This is a genomic window from Streptomyces sp. NPDC048612, assembly GCF_043199295.1.
Taxonomy (GTDB): domain Bacteria; phylum Actinomycetota; class Actinomycetes; order Streptomycetales; family Streptomycetaceae; genus Streptomyces.
In genome coordinates this window covers 39,470-58,912 of record NZ_JBICVV010000012.1, presented here as the reverse complement: position 1 = coordinate 58,912, position 19,443 = coordinate 39,470, and the positions used below count along the sequence as shown (strand labels likewise).

At 72.0% G+C, this 19,443-nt stretch carries 15 protein-coding genes and 3 tRNA genes; 11 read left to right on the top strand and 7 right to left on the bottom strand.

All coding sequences use genetic code 11. The features are described 5' to 3' along the window. Positions 1 to 86 precede the first annotated feature (86 nt). Entirely contained in the window at positions 87 to 848 is a 762-nt protein-coding gene (locus ACGFN2_RS19805; RefSeq protein ID WP_393362107.1) for an SLATT domain-containing protein, read from the bottom strand. 287 nt (positions 849 to 1,135) lie between these two features. Here ACGFN2_RS19805 and purD point away from each other — a divergent pair, with 287 nt between their 5' ends. The 4 genes from purD to ACGFN2_RS19785 all read left to right on the top strand — a co-directional run bounded on the left by purD (position 1,136) and on the right by ACGFN2_RS19785 (position 7,553). Beyond that, the gene (gene purD, locus ACGFN2_RS19800) at positions 1,136 to 2,410 is read left to right on the top strand and encodes a phosphoribosylamine--glycine ligase (RefSeq protein ID WP_393362104.1); all 1,275 of its coding nucleotides are present in this window, start codon (positions 1,136 to 1,138) and stop codon (positions 2,408 to 2,410) included. 532 nt (positions 2,411 to 2,942) lie between these two features. Beyond that, a complete protein-coding gene (locus ACGFN2_RS19795; protein ID WP_393362424.1) occupies positions 2,943 to 4,730 on the top strand; it encodes a hypothetical protein in 1,788 nt (595 codons plus the stop codon). Between the two features lie 235 nt (positions 4,731 to 4,965). Beyond that, entirely contained in the window at positions 4,966 to 6,447 is a 1,482-nt protein-coding gene (locus tag ACGFN2_RS19790; RefSeq protein WP_362608677.1) for a N,N-dimethylformamidase beta subunit family domain-containing protein, read from the top strand. Between the two features lie 206 nt (positions 6,448 to 6,653). After that, entirely contained in the window at positions 6,654 to 7,553 is a 900-nt protein-coding gene (locus ACGFN2_RS19785) for a phosphoribosylaminoimidazolesuccinocarboxamide synthase (RefSeq protein WP_362608679.1), read from the top strand. A gap of 41 nt (positions 7,554 to 7,594) precedes the next feature. On the opposite strand, the gene ACGFN2_RS19780 is transcribed toward ACGFN2_RS19785, so the two are convergent. The 4 genes from ACGFN2_RS19780 to ACGFN2_RS19765 all read right to left on the bottom strand — a co-directional run bounded on the left by ACGFN2_RS19780 (position 7,595) and on the right by ACGFN2_RS19765 (position 9,063). Next, positions 7,595 to 7,670, bottom strand: a tRNA-Gly gene (locus ACGFN2_RS19780). A 734-nt stretch (positions 7,671 to 8,404) separates the two neighbouring features. Next, positions 8,405 to 8,477 (bottom strand) — tRNA-Gly (locus tag ACGFN2_RS19775). A 74-nt stretch (positions 8,478 to 8,551) separates the two neighbouring features. Then, positions 8,552 to 8,623, bottom strand: a tRNA-Gly gene (locus ACGFN2_RS19770). A 119-nt stretch (positions 8,624 to 8,742) separates the two neighbouring features. Next, a complete protein-coding gene (locus ACGFN2_RS19765) occupies positions 8,743 to 9,063 on the bottom strand; it encodes an Lsr2 family protein (RefSeq protein WP_386441898.1) in 321 nt (106 codons plus the stop codon). A 300-nt stretch (positions 9,064 to 9,363) separates the two neighbouring features. Between ACGFN2_RS19765 and purS the strand changes: the two genes are divergently transcribed. The 6 genes from purS (at position 9,364) to purM (ending at position 16,480) form a co-directional block, all read left to right on the top strand. Then, complete coding sequence (purS, locus tag ACGFN2_RS19760) at positions 9,364 to 9,609, top strand: phosphoribosylformylglycinamidine synthase subunit PurS (RefSeq protein WP_006604673.1); 246 nt, start codon at positions 9,364 to 9,366, stop codon at positions 9,607 to 9,609. Continuing rightward, positions 9,606 to 10,286: a phosphoribosylformylglycinamidine synthase subunit PurQ gene (gene purQ / locus ACGFN2_RS19755; protein WP_393362099.1), complete on the top strand. Its 681-nt coding sequence runs from the start codon at positions 9,606 to 9,608 to the stop codon at positions 10,284 to 10,286. The genes purS and purQ overlap by 4 nt, the downstream gene beginning before the upstream one ends. After that, positions 10,283 to 12,532 (top strand): phosphoribosylformylglycinamidine synthase subunit PurL, encoded by a 2,250-nt coding sequence (gene purL, locus ACGFN2_RS19750; RefSeq protein ID WP_362608684.1) that lies wholly within the window; start codon positions 10,283 to 10,285, stop codon positions 12,530 to 12,532. Before purQ ends, purL begins: the two co-directional genes overlap by 4 nt. Positions 12,533 to 12,654: 122 nt before the next feature. Then, complete coding sequence (locus tag ACGFN2_RS19745) at positions 12,655 to 13,452, top strand: sterol carrier family protein (RefSeq protein ID WP_393362096.1); 798 nt, start codon at positions 12,655 to 12,657, stop codon at positions 13,450 to 13,452. Between the two features lie 362 nt (positions 13,453 to 13,814). Then, a complete protein-coding gene (gene purF / locus ACGFN2_RS19740) occupies positions 13,815 to 15,374 on the top strand; it encodes an amidophosphoribosyltransferase (RefSeq protein ID WP_362608687.1) in 1,560 nt (519 codons plus the stop codon). Positions 15,375 to 15,409: 35 nt separating this feature from the next. Continuing rightward, the gene (purM, locus tag ACGFN2_RS19735) at positions 15,410 to 16,480 is read left to right on the top strand and encodes a phosphoribosylformylglycinamidine cyclo-ligase (protein ID WP_362608688.1); all 1,071 of its coding nucleotides are present in this window, start codon (positions 15,410 to 15,412) and stop codon (positions 16,478 to 16,480) included. Between the two features lie 176 nt (positions 16,481 to 16,656). Here the strand turns inward: purM and ACGFN2_RS19730 are convergent, their stop codons facing one another. Both ACGFN2_RS19730 and ACGFN2_RS19725 read right to left on the bottom strand, forming a co-directional pair. Next, positions 16,657 to 16,908, bottom strand: coding sequence for a DUF3073 domain-containing protein (locus tag ACGFN2_RS19730; RefSeq protein WP_030086208.1), 252 nt, complete (start codon positions 16,906 to 16,908; stop codon positions 16,657 to 16,659). 318 nt (positions 16,909 to 17,226) lie between these two features. After that, positions 17,227 to 18,345 (bottom strand): Glu/Leu/Phe/Val dehydrogenase dimerization domain-containing protein, encoded by a 1,119-nt coding sequence (locus ACGFN2_RS19725; protein ID WP_362608690.1) that lies wholly within the window; start codon positions 18,343 to 18,345, stop codon positions 17,227 to 17,229. A 198-nt stretch (positions 18,346 to 18,543) separates the two neighbouring features. Here ACGFN2_RS19725 and ACGFN2_RS19720 point away from each other — a divergent pair, with 198 nt between their 5' ends. After that, positions 18,544 to 19,380: a hypothetical protein gene (locus ACGFN2_RS19720; RefSeq protein WP_393362092.1), complete on the top strand. Its 837-nt coding sequence runs from the start codon at positions 18,544 to 18,546 to the stop codon at positions 19,378 to 19,380. The last annotated feature ends 63 nt before the right edge of the window (positions 19,381 to 19,443 follow it).

Below are 19,443 nucleotides of genomic sequence, written 5' to 3'. Positions count from 1 at the left end.
CAGGCGCCACGGCGGGAGCACCGCGCAAGCGGGCAACAAACGGCGAGTAACAACCACGGCGGGAAAGCCGAAAACGTGGGAGGCCCTTACCGCGGCGACTCCGGCGGCCGCTGCCGAGGCATATTCGGCCGCCCCCGATGCGGCACCGCAAACCGCCCCGCCACAGGCGCCCCCTCCGCACGCGGAGAAACGGCAGCAACGCCGCCCCCCGCGGCGAACCGCAGCGAACCGGCCCGGAACTCCGCCATCCAGTCCACCGTCTCGGCCCGCACCAGCTCCCCGAGGTCCTCGTTGAACCGCCGCAGCAGCCCGAGGCAGCGCTCCGCCGCCTCGCCCGCCGTGCCCTCGGCCGGTCCGAGCACCTCCCGCACGCTCTCCGTCGCCCAGTCGAACTGCAGCGCCTCCAGCCGCCGGTGGATCGCCTGCGCGGTCGCCAGGTCCCGCATCCACCCGGCGGTCACCCCGAAGCAGCGGTCGCCGCCCACACACACCGCCGCCAGCAGCAGCGACAGACACCCCCAGGACGCGCCGCCCTCCCAGACCCCGGCGAGGTCCAGCAGCGGCAGCGCCCCGCCGACCGCGCTCCCGGCCGCGGCGCCCAGCCGCAGTGCCCGCGCGCCACGCCGCTTGGCCAGCCGGTCGTGCAGATACCAGTCGGCGGCGCGCAGTGCGCCCTCCTCGGTCCAGAGATACAGCGCGTCCAGCCGGTCGGCCGGCTCCCCCCAGTCGCCGAGCGGGAAGGCCCGTCCCGCGAGATCCCTCCGGCCGGGGCCCCGGCCGCCGCTCTCCCGCCCGGGGCGGCGGCTCTCCCGAGGGGGCCCCTCGGGCTGCATCTCCGGCTGACTCACCCGTGCACTCCCTCTCTGCGCTCTCTCCGGACACGTGCCGCGCACGCGTGACATACGGGACGGCCGTTGCGCACAGCCCCCTTCCTACCGCCGAACGGCTGGCGTCGGCCCCACGATCACGCTCTTTCCGCCCGGAAGTGGTGCGGGATCGGGTATAGGGCCGCCGGGCGTCTCACCCGAAAGAGTGGCCAACGCGGTGACGCACGGTTTCCGGCCGCCGCCGCCCCGCCCGCCGGCCCGGCCCGGCCGACGTCCGGGTGCCCGGGGCTCTCGTCTAGGCTGCCACCGTGAAGGTCCTCGTCATCGGCGGCGGCGCCCGCGAACACGCCCTGTGCCGCTCTCTGTCCCTCGACCCCGACGTCACCGCGCTGCACTGCGCTCCCGGCAACGCCGGCATCGCCGAGGTGGCCGAATTGCACGGGGTCAACGCCCTCGACGGCCAGGCCGTCGCCGAACTCGCCGCCGGCCTGGCGGCCGATCTGGTCATCGTCGGACCCGAGGCCCCCCTGGTGGCGGGCGTCGCGGACGCCGTACGCGACCGCGGCATCCCGGTCTTCGGCCCCTCGGCCCAGGCCGCCGAGCTGGAGGGCTCCAAGGCCTTCGCCAAGGACGTGATGGCCACCGCGGCCGTCCCCACGGCCCGCAGCTATGTCTGCACCACCCCGGAAGAGATCGACGAGGCCCTGGACGCCTTCGGCGCGCCGTACGTCGTGAAGGACGACGGGCTGGCGGCCGGCAAGGGCGTCGTCGTCACCGAGGACGTCGAGGCCGCCCGCGCCCACGCGCTGGCCTGCGACCGCGTCGTCATCGAGGAGTTCCTCGACGGCCCGGAGGTCTCGCTCTTCGCGGTCACCGACGGCGAGACCGTCGTCCCGCTCCAGCCCGCCCAGGACTTCAAGCGCGCCTACGACGGCGACGAGGGCCCCAACACCGGCGGCATGGGCGCGTACAGCCCGCTGCCCTGGGCCGACCCCAAGCTGGTCGACGAGGTCATGGCCACCGTCCTCCAGCCCACCGTCGACGAGCTGCGCCGCCGCGGCACCCCGTTCTCCGGGCTGCTCTACGCGGGTCTGGCGATCACCTCGCGCGGGGTGCGCGTGATCGAGTTCAACGCGCGCTTCGGCGACCCGGAGACCCAGGTCGTCCTCGCCCGCCTCAAGACCCCGCTCGCCGGCTTGCTGCACGCCGCGGCCACCGGCACCCTCGCCACCTTCCCGCCGCTGCGCTGGAGCGACGGCGCGGCGGTCACCGTCGTCATCGCCTCGCACAACTACCCGGACACCCCGCGCACCGGCGACCCGATCGACGGGCTCGCCGACGTCGCGGCCCAGGACGGCCCCAAGGCGTACGTCCTGCACGCCGGCACCAAGCGCGACGACTCCGGCGCGGTGCTCAGCGCGGGCGGCCGGGTGCTGTCCGTCACGGCCACCGGCGCCGACCTCACCACCGCCCGGCAGCGCGCCTACGACGCCGTCGGCCGGATCTCCCTGGACGGCTCCCAGCACCGCACGGACATCGCCGCCAAGGTCGCGGACGCGGCCGCGGACGCGCAGGGCGCGTAGCGGCGACGGCGCGGCGGGTACAGCGGCGGACCCGTCGCGCCCGCCGCTGCCGGTGACATCTCCCCTGGGACACATGGCACATACCGTGGCATATGCCTCAGGTCTGCGGGCGCAGACCGGGCCGCCCCGCCGACGGCCTGAGGGGCCGGACCCGGCCGCGCCACCACGGCCCACACCCGCCCGGCGCCGGTTCCCGGCTTTGCCCAAAGCCATTCCATCGAGTGACCGCACCGAGTAACCGGCTGACGGGACCAAAACCCCCAACTAGGGTGCCGCGCAAGCGTCCTGCGGTCGCCGGGCCGGATTCCGGCACGGCGATCACGGTGGCGTCCGGCAAGTGGCTCACCGGCATTGCGATGTCAGTGGCCGGTGCCACAGTGGGTGTGGAGTGAGCTCGCTCCGCACCTCGCGCAATTCTCGTACGTCCGTCCCGTGTTCTCTCCGTCCGGCTCCTTCAGGGCAGCAGGGGGTGTACAGGCTCGTGGCAAGTCCGGAAACAGGCGTCCTGGCGGCGCGTGCCCGCGCCCTCGCGGTGCTGCGCATCCGCAGCACGGCGCTGGCCGTGGCGCTGCTGCCAGCGGCCGTGGCCGTGGTGCTGATCGCCGGCCGGATGACCGGCCATCTCGGTGCGGGCACCGGCTGGGACCTCGCGCGCTGGGTCACCGGCGGCCTCGCGGTGCTCAGCCTGCTGCTGGCCGCGCTGGTCGCCGTGGTCGTCGCGCGCGCCCGGCCGGCCCTCAGCCCGTCCGTCCCGATCTCCGAGAAGTCGGCCCCCGATCTCTACCGCCTGGTGCGCGATCTCGCCGACCGCCTGGAGGTCCCCGCGCCCTCCGCCATAGCGCTCACCCCGGACTGCGACAGCTGGCTGGAGGACCGTACGCACCGCGCCCACGGGCCGCCCGGCCGCGGCCGGAGCCCGGCCGGCGGGGAGCACCGGGTGCCCGAGGCGCCGGTCCTGGTCATCGGCTCGCCGTTCCTGTGGTGGATGCGGGTCGCCGAGCTGCGCGCCCTGCTCGCCCCCGTCGTCGCCGGCACCGGCCCCTCCGCCCACCCCGACATAGCGGCCGCCCGCCGCTTCATCCGGGGACTGGACGCCGCGGTCGCGGTCTCCGCCCGCGCCCGGCGGCCGCTGCGGGGCCTCCCGCTGCGCTTCGTCGGCCGGGTGGCGCGGCTGCTGCTCCGGGCCGGCCGCGAACACGCCACGATCATGGAGCGCGCCGTCGCGGCCGCCGCCTCCGAGCGCGCCCAGTCCGTCGACTACGGCCTGCGGATCGTCGCCCAGGAGCAGGTCGGCCTCGCGTACGCGGGCTGGGACCGGCTGCTGACCCGGGTCGCGCTGCCCGCCTGGCGGATGGGCCGCTGGCCGTCCCGGCTGGACGCCGGGGTGGTCTCCGCGCTCACCGAGCTGTCCCGCCGGGACCGCCTCGCCGACGGCTTCGCCTCCCGGCTCGGCGAGCGCCCCGCCTGCGACCTCCTGGAGGAGCCCGGCGCCATCGACCGCGCCGCCTCGCTGCTGGCCGCCCGCCTCTTCCACGGCGGCCCGGCCGAGCCGGGACCCGACTGGTCACCGGTCGGCTGGAACCAGTACCCGGAAGAGGTCGTGGACCGGAAGTGGCGCCTGGAGGCCGCCCGCCTGCACCGCGTCCTCGACAACCTCCCGGCGGCCGCGCTCCCGGCGGCCCCGCCCGCACCGGCGGCCCCGGCCCAGCCGGACCCCTCCGCCGCCCCGCCCCTCTCGTACGCCCGCACCGCCGCCGGTACAGCCGGCCACGGCCCGCCGGAGCGCCCGCCCGCCGACGAGCCGGACCTGGGGCCGCCCGCCGGCCGCCCCGAGGAGCAGCCCGCCCCCGCCCCCGGCCCGACGCTGGCCCGGGTCATCGACCGGCTCACCCATGACGAGAGCGCGGGCGATCTGGTCGCCGCCCGGCTGGGCGCCGAGGTCGAGCGCGAGGAGCGGGAGGAGGCGGCCCGCCAGGCCGCCCGCGGCAGCACGCCCCAGGACGCCGCCATCGGGGTGGCCTGGGGCGACGGCCTGGGCGAGGGCGGCCTCCCGCTGTTCCCGCTGCAACCGCCCCGTACGGGCCGTGAGCTGCTCGCCGACCACGTCACCGCCATGGTCTGCTGCGCCGCCGTCGACACCGCCGGGGCCGCCCCCGGCCTGGACTGGCTCGACGGCCCGGCGCTGCTGGTCGACGGCGCCCGCCGGTCCGACCTCGGCCGCCCGGTGCTCAGCCTGGTCGACGACGGCGACGCGGAGCCGCTCCGCGGCTGGCTGACGACGGTCGGCGTACGCCCGGAGAAGCCGGTCCGGCTGGTATGACCCCGGGCGCACGGCGGCCGACGGCGCGCGGCCCGTCCCCGGCGGTCCGCTCGACCGGCTGAATGTTCCCTTCCAGTTCGCATTTCGGGGGCGGTTGCCTCTAAATTCACGACGAAGGGTGACGGAGTGGGTGCGTAATGTGATGTGCTGGGGGCGGCCGGACGGGTTCGACCCGCCGGCACCGCACCGGCCCGAGGGGCCGCGGCCGATGGGGGACGTGGGAGGGGAGTGGAAGGTGGCGACGGATCAGATCAGGCGCTGGGAGTCGGGCGCCCTCGCCCACGCGGTCACGGACCCGTTCGGACAGGGCCCGCTGCCCTGGCTGCGCGGCAGTGAGAATTACTTCGACTCCGGCCGGATCATCCCCTGGTACGTCGACCCCGCCGTCGCCCAGGGCGGCCTGAGCGAGCCCGCGCCCCACAAGCACAACGGCCCGCGCACCGCCGATGACGTCCACCGCCAGATCAAGGGCTTCGCCGGCCCCGGCGCGGTGGCCCCCGGCGAGGCCATCGACTTCCGGGTCTCGGTCGATCCGCCCCAGCCGTTCAGCATCGACATCTACCGCATCGGCCACTACGGCGGCACCGGCGCCTCCAAGATCACCACCAGCCCGCGGCTGGCCGGCATCGTCCAGCCGCCCCCGCTGACCGCCGAGCGCACGGTCTCCTGCCATCACTGGTGGCTGTCCTGGCGCCTCCAGGTCCCCACGTTCTGGAACCTCGGCGCCTACGTCGCCGTGCTCACCACCGCCGACGGCCGCTACCGCTCCCACATCCCCTTCACGGTCCGCGACAGCGAGCCCGCCGACCTCCTCCTGCTGCTGCCCGACATCACCTGGCAGGCCTACAACCTCTACCCGGAGGACGGCCGCACCGGCGCCAGCCTCTACCACGCCTGGGACGAGAAGGGCGCCCTGCTCGGCGAGCGGGACGCCGCCACCACCATCTCCTTCGACCGCCCCTACGCCGGCTCCGGACTGCCCCTCCACGTCGGCCACGCCTACGACTTCATCCGCTGGGCCGAGCGCTACGGCTACGACCTCGCCTACGCCGACGCCCGCGATCTGCACGCCGGACGGGTCGACCCGTCCCGCTACCGCGGCCTGGTCTTCCCCGGCCACGACGAGTACTGGTCGGTGCCCATGCGCCGTACGGTCGAGGCCGCCCGGGACGCCGGCACCTCCCTGGTCTTCCTCTCCGCCAACACCATGTACTGGCAGGTCGACCTCTCCCCGTCGCCCTCGGGCCCGGAGTCCCTGCTCCACTGCCGTAAGCGCCAGGGCCCCGGACGCCCCGCGCTCTGGCGGGAGAACGGCGACGCCGAACAACGGCTGATGGGCATTCAGTACGCCGGCCGGGTCCCCGAACCGGCCCCGCTGGTCGTCCGCAACGGCGGCCACTGGCTGTGGGAGGCCACCGGAGCCCACGAAGGCGACGAGCTTCCCGGCCTGGTCGCCGGGGAGGCCGACCGCTACTTCCCGCGCACCAGCCTCCCCGCACACACCGAACGCATCCTGCTGGCGCACTCCCCGTACCGCGACAGCGAGGGCACCCTCCGCCATCAGGAGACCTCCCTCTACCGCGCCCCCAGCGGCGCCTGGGTCTTCGCGTCCGGCACCTTCGCCTGGTCGCCCGCCCTCGACCGCCCCGGCCATGTCGACCAGCGCGTCCAGCGCGCCACCGCCAACCTCCTCGACCGCATCTGCAAACGCGACTGAGCCCGGCCGCCGTACGCGCGCACGGCGGCCGGCCTCCACTCCCGCGCGCCGCCCGGCCGGGGTACCGGCCGACACCGGGGCCGCCGGGGCACTCACCGCCCCGTCCGGCACCGGGCTCCCGGCACGCACCCGGCCCCCGTCCGTCACCTCCGGCGCGCGTGAGGGAGAATCGGGGTGACTCCTGGACCAACCTACGCGGAGGAAGCGTGCCCGGTTTTGTAGAAAAGCCTGAGCCGGTGGAGGTCCCCGGGCTCACCCACCTCCACACCGGCAAGGTGCGCGACCTCTACCGCAATGCCGCCGGTGACCTGGTCATGGTCGCCAGCGACCGGACCTCGGTCTACGACTGGGTGCTGCCCACCGAGATCCCGGACAAGGGCCGCGTCCTCACCCAGCTGTCCCTGTGGTGGTTCGAGCAGCTCACCGACCTCGTCCCGCACCACGTCCTGTCCACCGACCTCCCGGCCGGCGCCCCCGCCGACTGGGCGGGCCGCACCCTGGTCTGCAAGTCGCTGGACATGACCCCCGTGGAGTGCGTGGCCCGCGGCTATCTCACCGGCTCCGGCCTCGCCGAATACCGGCAGACCCGGACGGTCTGCGGACTGGCCCTCCCCGAGGGCCTCGTCGACGGCTCCGAGCTGCCCGCGCCGATCTTCACCCCGGCCACCAAGGCAGCCGTCGGCGACCACGACGAGAACGTCTCGTACGAGGAGGTCGCCCACCAGGTCGGCACCGAGGTCGCCGCCCAGCTGCGGCAGACCACCCTCGCCGTCTACGGCCGGGCCCGCGACATCGCCCGCGAGCGTGGCATCATCCTGGCGGACACCAAGTTCGAGTTCGGCTTCGACGGCGAGCAGCTGACCCTGGCCGACGAGGTCCTGACGCCCGACTCCTCGCGCTTCTGGCCGGCCGACCTGTGGCAGCCGGGCCGCGCCCAGCCGTCCTTCGACAAGCAGTTCGTGCGGGACTGGCTGACCTCCCCGGCCGCGGACTGGGACCGTACGGGCGAGCAGCCGCCGCCCGCCCTCCCGCCCGAGATCGTGGAGAGCACCCGCGCCAAGTACATCGAGGCCTACCAGCGCCTGACCGGCCTCAGCTGGTCCTGACGAAAAAGACCCCGGTCATCGACCGGGGTCTTTTCTCTGGCTGGAGCGGACGACGAGGCTCGAACTCGCGACCTCAACCTTGGCAAGGTTGCGCTCTACCAACTGAGCTACGTCCGCATGCCCCGCGCAAAGCTCCTGGAATCCAGTCGCCGCCGCGCGGTGCGGGGTCCACTATAGCCAACCTCGCCCGCGGGCGAGGCACACCGCCGCAGGACACTCCTCCGCGGCAGACTCCACGACCGCCCACGAGGGGTGCTCCGCGCCCTCCGTGGCACCGGCGACACCCTCTCCCTGACCGCGCCCCGGCTCGGCGGATTCCAGCACGCCACTTCCCGGAATTGTCAGCAGCGACGCCCCGCCGCACCTCGCCTCTGCCGCCAACTCCGTTTCCCCATAACGGTTTCCGGCGCGCTCCACCCAGACGATCTCCACCGTCCGCCGCACCGACACCCTCATCGGAACCCACCCGGCGCCCCGGCCGCCGGCGCCCGCTGCAGACACCTCGCCGGACGCGCCGCACCAGGTCCATCGACCGGTACCCCGGAACTCGCCCGGAAACGATGTGGCCACCACCACATTCCACCCCCATGCCCGCGCCCTCGCCGGTGACGTCACTCACACCAACGCCCCCACCGTGGCTCCGCCGCCCTGTCCGAAGCCCGCCATGTTTTTCCCGTTGTTCATGAGGCCGGTGTTACGCCGGATCAGGATTCCGGGCCGTACGGACCGTCACCGCGGGCGAGGGGAAAAGGCAGTTGCCCTTGTGGGGAGGAAGGGAAGAGGGGGCAGCGTGAAGTGCTGTGGACAAGAAAGAAGGCCCCGGTCGCAATGACCGGGGCCTTCTTATTCTGAGCGGACGACGAGGCTCGAACTCGCGACCTCAACCTTGGCAAGGTTGCGCTCTACCAACTGAGCTACGTCCGCAGGCATCCACTCGGCTTTCACCGAGCGGCGCGACAGCTACTCTACCTGATCCTTTAGGAAGGTCGAGCAGTCAGAGCGGGTGACAGGGATTGCACACTGCGCCTCCCTCTTGGAAAGAGGGCGCTCTACTACTGAGCTACACCCGCGTGACTCCGTGAGGTCCGGCCTTTCGGCCTCGCCCCTCGGCGTGCTCCAGACTCTAGCTGATCAGTAGGGGTGCTGTGCAAGTCGGCTGCGCCCGGGCCGCGGGATGCCGGCAACTCGGTCAGCGATTGGCCGCGTTGAAGGCCTCGTAGACCTTCTTGGGGATGCGGCCGCGCGGCGGGACGTCCATCTGGTTCGAGCGGGCCCAGGCGCGGACGGCCGCGGGGTCGGGGTTCACCGCGGTCCGGTGGTAGGCCTTGCCGGACTTGGCCCGCTTGCGGCCGGCCTCGACGAACGGCGCGAGGGCGCCGCGCAGTTTCTTCGCATTGGCGGGATTGAGGTCGATCTCGTACGACTTCCCGTCCAATCCGAAGGCGACCGTCTCTGCGGCTTCTCCTCCGTCGATGTCATCGGAGAGCGTTACTACTACGCGCTGCGCCACGGATATCGGTCCTTTCGTGGAGCAACCCCTTGCTGACATGGGGTGATGCTCCAGATCCGGCTGATTGGGATCAATGCTTTTTCATTTGTACAGCGATGGGCAATGCATTGTGAAGCCCAGTTAATTTCGTCAGCGTGTCTTCCCGCAATCCGGACCCCGGATCTTTTCGAGGATTTTTCCTGAGGTGCGCTCCCGCCGATACCGGGCCGTGATCCGGACCACGGTATATCTATGCGCGTAGATTTTCGAACACGGTACTGTGAGGACACCGCCTTACGCACCACACCACCGGGAGTGCCAGTGGCACGCGTCGTAGTCGACGTCATGCTCAAGCCGGAGATCCTCGACCCGCAGGGGCAGGCGGTGCAGCGCGCACTGCCACGCCTGGGTTTCGAGGGGATCGCCGACGTCCGTCAGGGCAAGCGTTTCGAACTTGAGGTGGAGGGTCCGGTCGACGACGCCGCCCTCGCTCGCATCCATGAGATGGCCGAGACCTTCCTCGCCAACACCGTCATCGAAGACTTCACCGTGCGGGTCGACTCATGACCTCGCGGATCGGAGTCGTCACCTTCCCCGGCACGCTCGACGACCGCGACACCCAGCGCGCGGTCCGGGTGGCCGGCGCCGAAGCGGTGCCGCTGTGGCACCGCGACAAGGACCTCAAGCAGGTCGACGCCGTGGTGCTGCCCGGCGGCTTCTCCTACGGCGACTATCTGCGGGCCGGGGCCATCTCCCGTTTCTCGCCGCTGATGGAGACCGTTATCGAGCAGGCCAAGGCCGGTATGCCCGTCCTGGGTATCTGCAATGGCTTCCAGGTGCTCACCGAGACCCACCTGCTGCCCGGCGCGATGCTGCGTAACAACCATCTGCACTTCATCTGCCGCGACCAGAAGCTGCGGGTGGAGAACGCGGAGACTTCCTGGACCGTGGACTACGAGTCCGGCCAGGAGATCAGCGTTCCGCTGAAGAACATCGACGGCCGGTACGTCGCCGACGAGCGCACGCTCGACATGCTGGAGGCCGAGGGCCGGGTCGCCTTCCGCTACCTGGACGGCAACCCCAACGGTTCGCTCCGCGATATCGCCGGCATCACCAATGAGGCGGGCAATGTCGTCGGCCTCATGCCGCACCCCGAGCACGCCGTGGAGCCGCTGATCGGTACGGGCCGTACCGACGGCCTCGGATTCTTCACCTCGATCCTGAAGAAGCTGGTCAACGCATGACTCTGGACACCGTCAAGCACGCAGCGGAGACCCCCGAGGTCGAGCAGCCGTGGGCCGATCTCGGTCTGAAGCAGGACGAGTACGCGCGCATCCGGGAGATTCTCGGCCGCCGTCCCACCGGCGCCGAACTCGCCATGTATTCGGTCATGTGGTCCGAGCACTGCTCCTACAAGAGCAGCAAGGTCCATCTGAAGCAGTTCGGTGAGAAGGCCCCCGAGAACGACGCGCTGCTCGTCGGTATCGGCGAGAACGCCGGTGTCGTCGACGTCGGCCAGGGCTACGCCGTCACCTTCAAGGTGGAGTCCCACAACCACCCCTCGTACATCGAGCCCTACCAGGGCGCGGCCACCGGCGTCGGCGGCATCGTCCGCGACATCCTCGCCATGGGCGCGCGCCCGGTCGCTGTCGTCGACCCGCTGCGGTTCGGCGCCGCCGACCACCCCGACACCAAGCGCGTCCTGCCGGGCGTGGTGGCCGGAATCGGCGGCTACGGCAACTGCCTGGGGCTGCCCAACATCGGCGGCGAGGTCGTCTTCGACTCCTGCTACCAGGGCAACCCGCTGGTCAACGCCGGCTGCATCGGCGTGATGAAGCACGAGGACATCCACCTCGCCAAGGCGTCCGGCGCCGGCAACAAGGTCATCCTCTACGGCGCCCGCACCGGCGGCGACGGCATCGGCGGCGTCTCGGTCCTGGCGTCCGAGACCTTCGACGACTCCAAGCCCGCCAAGCGCCCCGCCGTCCAGGTCGGTGACCCCTTCCAGGAGAAGCTCCTCATCGAGTGCACCCTGGAGATCTTCAAGGAAGACCTGGTCGACGGCATCCAGGACCTCGGCGGCGCCGGGCTGTCCTGTGCCACCAGCGAGCTGGCCTCGGCCGGCTCCGGCGGCATGCGCGTCGAGCTGGACACCGTGCCGCTGCGCGACTCCTCCCTCTCGCCCGAGGAAATCCTCATGAGCGAGTCCCAGGAGCGGATGTGCGCGATCGTCGAGCCCGGCAAGGTCGACCGCTTCCTGGAGATCTGCGAGAAGTGGGACGTCATCGCCACCGTCATCGGTGAGGTGACGGAGGGCTCGCAGCTGGAGATCTTCTGGCACGGCGAGCAGATCGTGGACGTCCCGCCGCGCACCGTCGCCCACGAGGGCCCGGTCTACCAGCGCCCCTACGCGCGCCCCGACTGGCAGGACGCCCTCCAGGCCGACGACGCAGCCAAGCTGGCCCGCCCGGCGAACGCCGACGAGCTGCGCGCGCAGGTCCTGAAGCTGGTGGCCTCGCCCAACCAGGCCTCCAAGGCGTGGATCACCGACCAGTACGACCGGTTCGTGCAGGGCAACACCGTCCTCGCGCAGCCGGAGGACGCCGGCATGGTCCGCATCGACGAGGACACCAACCTCGGTGTCGCGCTCGCCACCGACGGCAACGGGCGCTACGCCAAGCTCGACCCGTACACGGGCGCGCAGCTGGCGCTGGCCGAGGCGTACCGCAACGTCGCAGCGTCCGGTGCCAAGCCGCTGGCGGTCTCCGACTGCCTGAACTTCGGTTCGCCCGAGGACCCGGCGGTCATGTGGCAGTTCGCCGAGGCCACCCGCGGTCTCGCCGACGCCTGCCAGACCCTCGGCACGCCCGTGACCGGCGGCAATGTCTCGCTCTACAACCAGACCGGCGAGACGGCGATCCACCCGACCCCGGTGGTCGCGGTGCTCGGTGTCATCGACGATGTGAACCGCCGGACGCCGATCGCCTTCGCGGAGGAGGGCCAGCTGGTCTACCTCCTGGGCGACACCCGCGAGGAGCTGGGCGGTTCGGCCTGGTCGCAGGTGGTGCACGAGCACCTCGGCGGGCTGCCGCCGAAGGTCGACCTGGAGCGCGAGCGGCTGCTGGCGGAGGTGCTGATCTCGGCCTCCCGCGACGGCATGATCGACGCCGCGCATGACCTCTCCGACGGCGGTCTGGTCCAGGCGCTGGTGGAGTCGTGCCTGCGCGGCGGCAAGGGCGCCCGCCTCGTCGTTCCCGACGGGCTGGACCCCTTCGTCCTGCTGTTCTCGGAGTCGGCGGGCCGTGCGGTCGTCGCCGTCCCGCGCAGCGAGGAGCTCCGCTTCACCGACATGTGCGGTGCGCGGGGCCTGCCGGCCACCCGGATCGGTGTGGTCGACGGTGACGCGATCGACGTCCAGGGGCAGTTCAGCATCCCGCTGAGCGAGCTCAAGGAGGCGCACGAGGCGACGATCCCGGGCCTGATCGCCTGAGACCGCGCCGGGCGGCGCACGCCGCACCCGTATGACGGTTCCGACGGCCCGTCCCCTGCCAGGGGGCGGGCCGTCGCCGCGCTCCGGCGGCGTTGTCAGTGGTCCCGCCTAGGCTGATCACCATGCCGCCCGCCGCCCGGAAGCCGCGCCCCCGCCAGTACGACCCGAAGAAGACCCGCGCCGCCGTCGCGGCCCAGCTCGGCCATGTCGGGGATGCCGTACGCGGCCTCACCGCCGAGCAGTTCGCCCTGCCGACCCGGCTCGGTGACTGGACGGTGCGGGAGCTGGTGGCGCATCTGTCCATGACGCTGGGCGCGGTGGCGCGGGGCCTGGCGGAGCCGGCCCCGCCGAAGCCGGAGGCCACCCTGCTGGACTGGCCGTCGGCGTCCGCACCGCTCGCCGCCTCCGTCGACGAGCGCACCCACGCCCTGTCCGCCGCCCATGATCCCGCCGCGCTGCTGGAGCGCACCGCGGCGGAGTTCGCCGAGCGCGTCGGGGCCGCACCCGACGACCGGGTGGTGACCGCCCGTCCCGGCGCGCTGCGGCTGTCCGACCTCCTGGTCACCCGCTGCCTCGAACTCGTCGTGCACGCCGATGACCTCGCCGCGGCGACCGGCCGGGAGATCCCGTACGACCGCCAGGCCCTGGCCACCACGACCCGGCTGCTGGCCGACGTGCTGGCCGCCCGCGCACCGGGCGGCTCGGTCGAGGTCCGGGTGCCGCCGTTCGCCGTGGTGCAGTGCGTCGCGGGCCCCAAGCACACCCGCGGCACCCCGCCGAACGTCGTCGAGACCGACCCGCTGACCTGGATACGGCTGGCCACCGGCCGGACGACCTGGGCCGAGGCGCTGGACGCGGCCCGCGTCAGCGCCAGCGGCGAACGGGCCGACCTCGCCGGGTATCTGCCCGTCATGAGCTGACCCGGGCCGAGCCGTCGCCGGGCGGGTTCCGGCGGCGGACGGATCACGTCGCGTATCTCACACGGAGGGGAGGGCGCCACGAGCGGCAAACCCGGCGAAGGCGGCGTATGGCCGCACAACGGATACCCGGTGCGGGAGCTCGAAACGGAGTGCCGCGATCCGCTCAGTGGTGAAGAAAACCCAGTTCAGCGCGCCGGCCGGAGCGGATGCCGGACCGGGGGAGGTGGCGCTGGGGCCCGCCCGTCGGCGACCCGCTGGCCGTGACCACGTCAAGCGTCCGCGGTGCCGCTTTCATGCACTTCTCCAGTTCCGCGACCATCCCCGGTTCGGATGAATGCGCGACCTGCCCTAGACTCGGTGCCGTGCCACGTGGTGACGGACGACTCAACCACGACCTGCTCCCCGGCGAGAAGGGCCCCCAGGACGCTTGCGGCGTCTTCGGTGTCTGGGCTCCGGGTGAAGAGGTCGCCAAACTCACCTATTTCGGGCTGTATGCGCTGCAGCACCGTGGACAGGAGTCCGCGGGCATCGCGGTGAGCAACGGCTCCCAGATCCTCGTCTTCAAGGACATGGGCCTGGTCTCCCAGGTCTTCGACGAGACTTCCCTCGGCTCCCTCCAGGGCCATATCGCCGTGGGCCATGCCCGCTACTCCACCACCGGTGCCTCGGTGTGGGAGAACGCCCAGCCGACGTTCCGTGCGACCGCGCACGGCTCGATCGCGCTCGGCCACAACGGCAACCTGGTCAACACCGCCGAGCTGGCGGACCTGGTCACCGCGCTGCCCCGCGAGGGCGGCCGCGCGACCCAGGTCGCGGCCACCAACGACACCGACCTGGTGACGGCCCTGCTGGCCGGCCAGGTCGACGAGGACGGCAAGCCGCTGACCGTCGAGGAGGCCGCCCCGCGCGTCCTGCCCAAGGTCAAGGGCGCCTTCTCGCTCTGCTTCATGGACGAGCACACGCTCTACGCCGCCCGCGACCCGCAGGGCATCCGCCCGCTGGTCCTCGGCCGCCTGGAGCGCGGCTGGGTGGTGGCCTCCGAGAGCGCCGCCCTCGACATCTGCGGCGCCAGCTTCATCCGGGAGATCGAGCCCGGCGAGATGGTCGCCATCGACGAGGACGGCCTGCGCAGCAGCCGCTTCGCCGAGGCCCGCCCCAAGGGCTGTGTCTTCGAGTACGTCTATCTGGCCCGCCCGGACACCGACATCGCCGGCCGCAACGTGTACCTCTCCCGTGTGGAGATGGGCCGAAAGCTGGCCGCCGAGGCGCCGGCCGACGCGGACCTGGTCATAGCGACCCCGGAGTCCGGCACCCCCGCCGCCGTCGGCTACGCCGAGGCCAGCGGCATCCCCTACGGCTCCGGCCTGGTGAAGAACTCCTACGTCGGCCGGACCTTCATCCAGCCCTCGCAGACCATCCGCCAGCTCGGTATCCGCCTCAAGCTCAACCCGCTCAAGGAAGTGATCCGCGGCAAGCGCCTGGTGGTCGTCGACGACTCGATCGTCCGCGGCAACACCCAGCGCGCCCTGGTCCGGATGCTGCGCGAGGCCGGCGCCGCCGAGGTCCACATCCGGATCTCGTCCCCGCCGATCAAGTGGCCGTGCTTCTTCGGCATCGACTTCGCCACCCGCGCGGAGCTGATCGCCAACGGGCTGAGCGTGGAGGAGATCGGCAAGTCCCTGGGCGCCGACTCGCTCGCGTACATCTCCATCGACGGCATGATCGAGGCGACCACGATCGCCAAGCCGAACCTGTGCCGCGCCTGCTTCGACGGCGAGTACCCGATGGAGCTGCCCGACCCGGAGCTGCTGGGCAAGCACCTCCTGGAGTCGGAGACCGCGGCACCGGCGAAGTCCGACGTGGACGGCGTCCAGACGCTCACGGCCGGGGTCGGCGGCGCCGACGCACTGCGTCGCCCGTAGAGCTCGTCACACACACGACAGGAAAGTGCTCAGCCATGTCCGCTGAATCCTCCGGTGCAAGCTACGCAGCCGCGGGCGTCGACATCGAAGCCGGCGACCGTGCCGTGGACCTGATGAAGGAGTGGGTGAAGAAGGCCACCCGCCCCGAGGTCGTGGGCGGGCTCGGCGGTTTCGCCGGCCTCTTCGACGCCTCGGCGCTGAAGCGGTACGAGCGCCCGCTGCTGGCCTCCGCCACCGACGGCGTCGGCACGAAGGTCGACATCGCCCGCAAGATGGGCGTCTACGACAGCATCGGCCACGACCTCGTCGGCATGGTCGTCGACGACCTGGTCGTCTGCGGCGCCGAACCGCTGTTCATGACGGACTACATCTGCGTGGGCAAGGTCTACCCGGAGCGGGTCGCCGCGATCGTCAAGGGCATCGCCGAGGGCTGTGTGCTGGCCGGCTGCGCCCTGGTCGGCGGCGAGACCGCGGAACACCCGGGCCTGCTGGGCGCGGACGAGTTCGACGTCGCCGGCGCCGGTACGGGCGTCGTCGAGGCGGACCGGGTCCTGGGCGCGGATCGTATCCGTACGGGGGACGCGGTGATCTCCATGGCGTCCTCCGGCCTTCACTCGAACGGGTACTCGCTGGTTCGCCATGTGCTGTTCGACCGCGCGGGAATGGCCCTGGACCGGGACATCCCGGAGTTCGGCCGCAGCCTGGGCGAGGAGCTCCTGGAGCCCACCAAGATCTACTCGCTGGACTGCCTGGCGCTGACCCGCACGACCGAGGTGCACGCCTTCTCGCACATCACCGGCGGCGGTCTGGCCAACAACCTCGCCCGGGTCATCCCGGACGGCCTGCACGCCACCGTCGACCGCTCGACCTGGACCCCGGGCCCGGTCTTCGACCTGGTCGGCTCGGCCGGCTCGGTCGAGCGCGGGGAGCTGGAGAAGACCCTGAACATGGGCGTCGGCATGATCGCCGTCGTGCCGCAGGGCTCCGTGGAGGCCGCGCTCACCACACTGGCCGACCGCGGCGTGGACGCCTGGGTCAGCGGCGAGATCGTCGAGCGCGGCGAGCACGCCGAGGCAGTGACCCTGACCGGTGACTACGCGAGCTGACGGACCACAGCGTCACCGTGGCCCGGACGACCGGGCCACGGGCGGTCCCGCCGCCCCGGCAGCCGTCGGTGCGGCGGCCGCGGCCGCCGGCCTTCCGGGCAGCACAGAACCCGGTCCGGGCAAAGCCCAGGACCGGGTCCGTGATGCTGTTATGGGTGCCGCGAGCGCGCAGAGCGTCAAGCGCGACGACGCTGCTGGGACGAGTCGCCCTCGTCCTCTTCGTCGTCGTCGCTGTTGTACAGATCTGCGTACCGTGCGTACGGGTCGTCGTCCTCGTCCTCCTCGAACGGCTCTGCGTTCGGAGGCTGCTGGTTCGACGGTGATGCACCCAGCTCGTCGGCCAGTCGTGAGAGATCCGTCCCACCGCTGCTGTACTTCAGCTGGCGGGCGACCTTCGTCTGCTTGGCCTTGGCCCGGCCGCGCCCCATGGGTCGACCCCCTCAATGACGGGGCTCGATGGCCCCAGAGTCTTGACACGCGTTCATGGATCAGAGCGGGCTCTCGACAGAGAGACCGGCCCGTAGGGCTTTAACGGTACCTGCTTCCGCGGCCATACGGTACGTCGCCCGCATCACCCGCCGCTCGGCACGACCGGCAAGGTGCCCCGTCCCCGCTGGTCAACTGCGATTTTAACCTGTCCTGTACGGCGACCCGCCGACGGGTGGTGAGGGATGTCTCCCTGATCACCCGCGGCGGGCCGCGCAAGGATCGCTTTTCGGCCGACAAGGCCGTATTTCCGGCCTCGGTCAGGAGCGCCGGGCCTCCGCCATCCGCTGCTCGGCCAGTCGGTCGGCGGCCGCGGCGGGCGGAATGCCGTCGGCCTTCGCACGAGCGAATATCGCCACGGTGGTGTCGAAGATCTTCGCCGCCTTGGTCTTGCAGCGGTCGAAGTCGAAGCCGTGCAGCTCGTCGGCCACCTGGATGACACCGCCCGCGTTCACGACGTAGTCGGGGGCGTAGAGGATGCCGCGGTCGGACAGGTCCTTCTCGATGCCGGGGTGGGCGAGCTGGTTGTTGGCCCCGCCGCACACCACCTTCGCGGTCAGCACCGGCACCGACTCATCGCTCAGCGCGCCGCCCAGCGCACACGGCGCATAGACGTCCAGGCCCTCGGTGCGGATCAGCGCCTCGGTGTCCGCGACCACGGTGACCTGCGGGAACTTGGCACGGACCCGCTCCACCGACTCGGCCCGGACATCCGTGATCACGACCTCGGCACCGTCCTGGAGGAGGTGCTCGACGAGGATGTGGCCCACCTTGCCGACGCCCGCGATGCCCACCTTGCGGCCGCGCAGCGTCGGGTCGCCCCAGGCGTGCTGCGCCGAGGCGCGCATGCCCTGGAAGACGCCGTAGGCGGTCAGCACGGAGGAGTCGCCGGCGCCGCCGTTGTCGGGGGAGCGGCCGGTGGTCCACTTGTTGGTGCGGGCGACGACGTCCATGTCGGCGACGTACGTACCGACGTCGCAGGCGGTGACATAGCGGCCCCCGAGGGAGGCCACGAACCGGCCGTAGGCGAGGAGGAGTTCCTCGGTCTTGATCAGGTCGGGATCACCGATGATCACGGCCTTGCCGCCGCCGTGGTCGAGTCCGGCCAGGGCGTTCTTGTAGGACATGCCGCGCGACAGGTTCAGGGCGTCCAGCACGGCCTCCTCTTCGGAGGCGTAGGCATGGAAGCGGGTACCGCCCAGGGCGGGGCCCAGGGCGGTGTTGTGGATGGCGATCACGGCCTTCAGGCCGCTGGCACGGTCCTGGCAGAGAACGACCTGCTCATGGCCCCCCTGCTCCGAGCGGAACAGGGTGTGCAGAACGCCGCCGTCGGTGCCGGCGGAGGCCGGACGTACGTCAGTCACTGTGGTGACTCCCATAAGTCGCGAAGGGACGCCCTCCGACGGGTGGGGAGGGCCGGTTGAAAAGAGCGTAAGACCTGCGCGGCCGGTTGCCGGTTCAGGTGCCGAGGATCACCCTCTCCCGGGGGACGGGCATGGGACGATCTGGTCGTATCGCAGGCCGGCGGGGGCTTTCGGGATCTCCCGGCGGCGGACTTCCCCTTTGAAGGAGCGGGCGTGGCCCTGGCGTCGTCGGTGAAGGTCCCGTACATGGCATATCTGCGGGTCTACGAGCCGCTGGCTGCGTTCCCCGAGCCGGAGCGCTCCCACTGGGCGCGCTACGCCAAGCGGGAGAAGACCCCCACCGCCCAGGACGAGCAGCGCCGGGCGCTGGCCGATCTGCTGCCGACCCCGCCGGTGCCGGTCCCGGTCCACGAGAGCGCGGACGCCTTCGTCGCCGTCGTGGACGAGGTGACCTGCGTCTGCCCCTGGCGCACCCGGCTGCGCGGCTGGCAGGCCCTGGAGGCGCTGGACGAGCTGCTGCCGGTCCCGGTGCTGGACGCGGCGCTGCCCCCGGTGGTGCGCCGGCAGGCGGCCACCGACTACGAGCAGTGGCGGGAGCGCAACCCGGACGCCCGGCCCTGGATTCGCGCGGCGACCTGGCACGTACCGGTCCGCTGGTTCGTGCTCTTCGCCGACGGCGAGCGGGAGTACACGAAGAGCGAGCAGGGGCCGGTGCTGCGGTACCGGACGCCGATGGTGCAGGCCAGGCGCCGGGTCGCCCGTGGGCTGCGGACGCTGCGGGACGCCCTGGAAGAGGGGCCCTTGATCGACGGCCTGGTAGATGTGGGGCGCTGGCTCGAGGAATTCCATCCGCGTTCGCTCGTGGAGCTGGACTACGGAGGGCTGGTGCACGCGGTGCCCGACGGGCAGCTCGCCGAGGACCGGTCCGCCGCCGAGGTGGCGGAGGGCCTGGCGGCGCTGCGCGAAGGGGACGGCGAGCGGGCCGGAGTCGCGTACGAGAAGCTTTCTCAGCGGTGGCGTGCGGTGCGGGAACGCCAGTTCTCCAGCTGAGCGCCGGTGCGGTGTCGAAGGTTCGCGGTGCGGAAGCACCGCGTTCGCTTTCCGGTGGTGGGA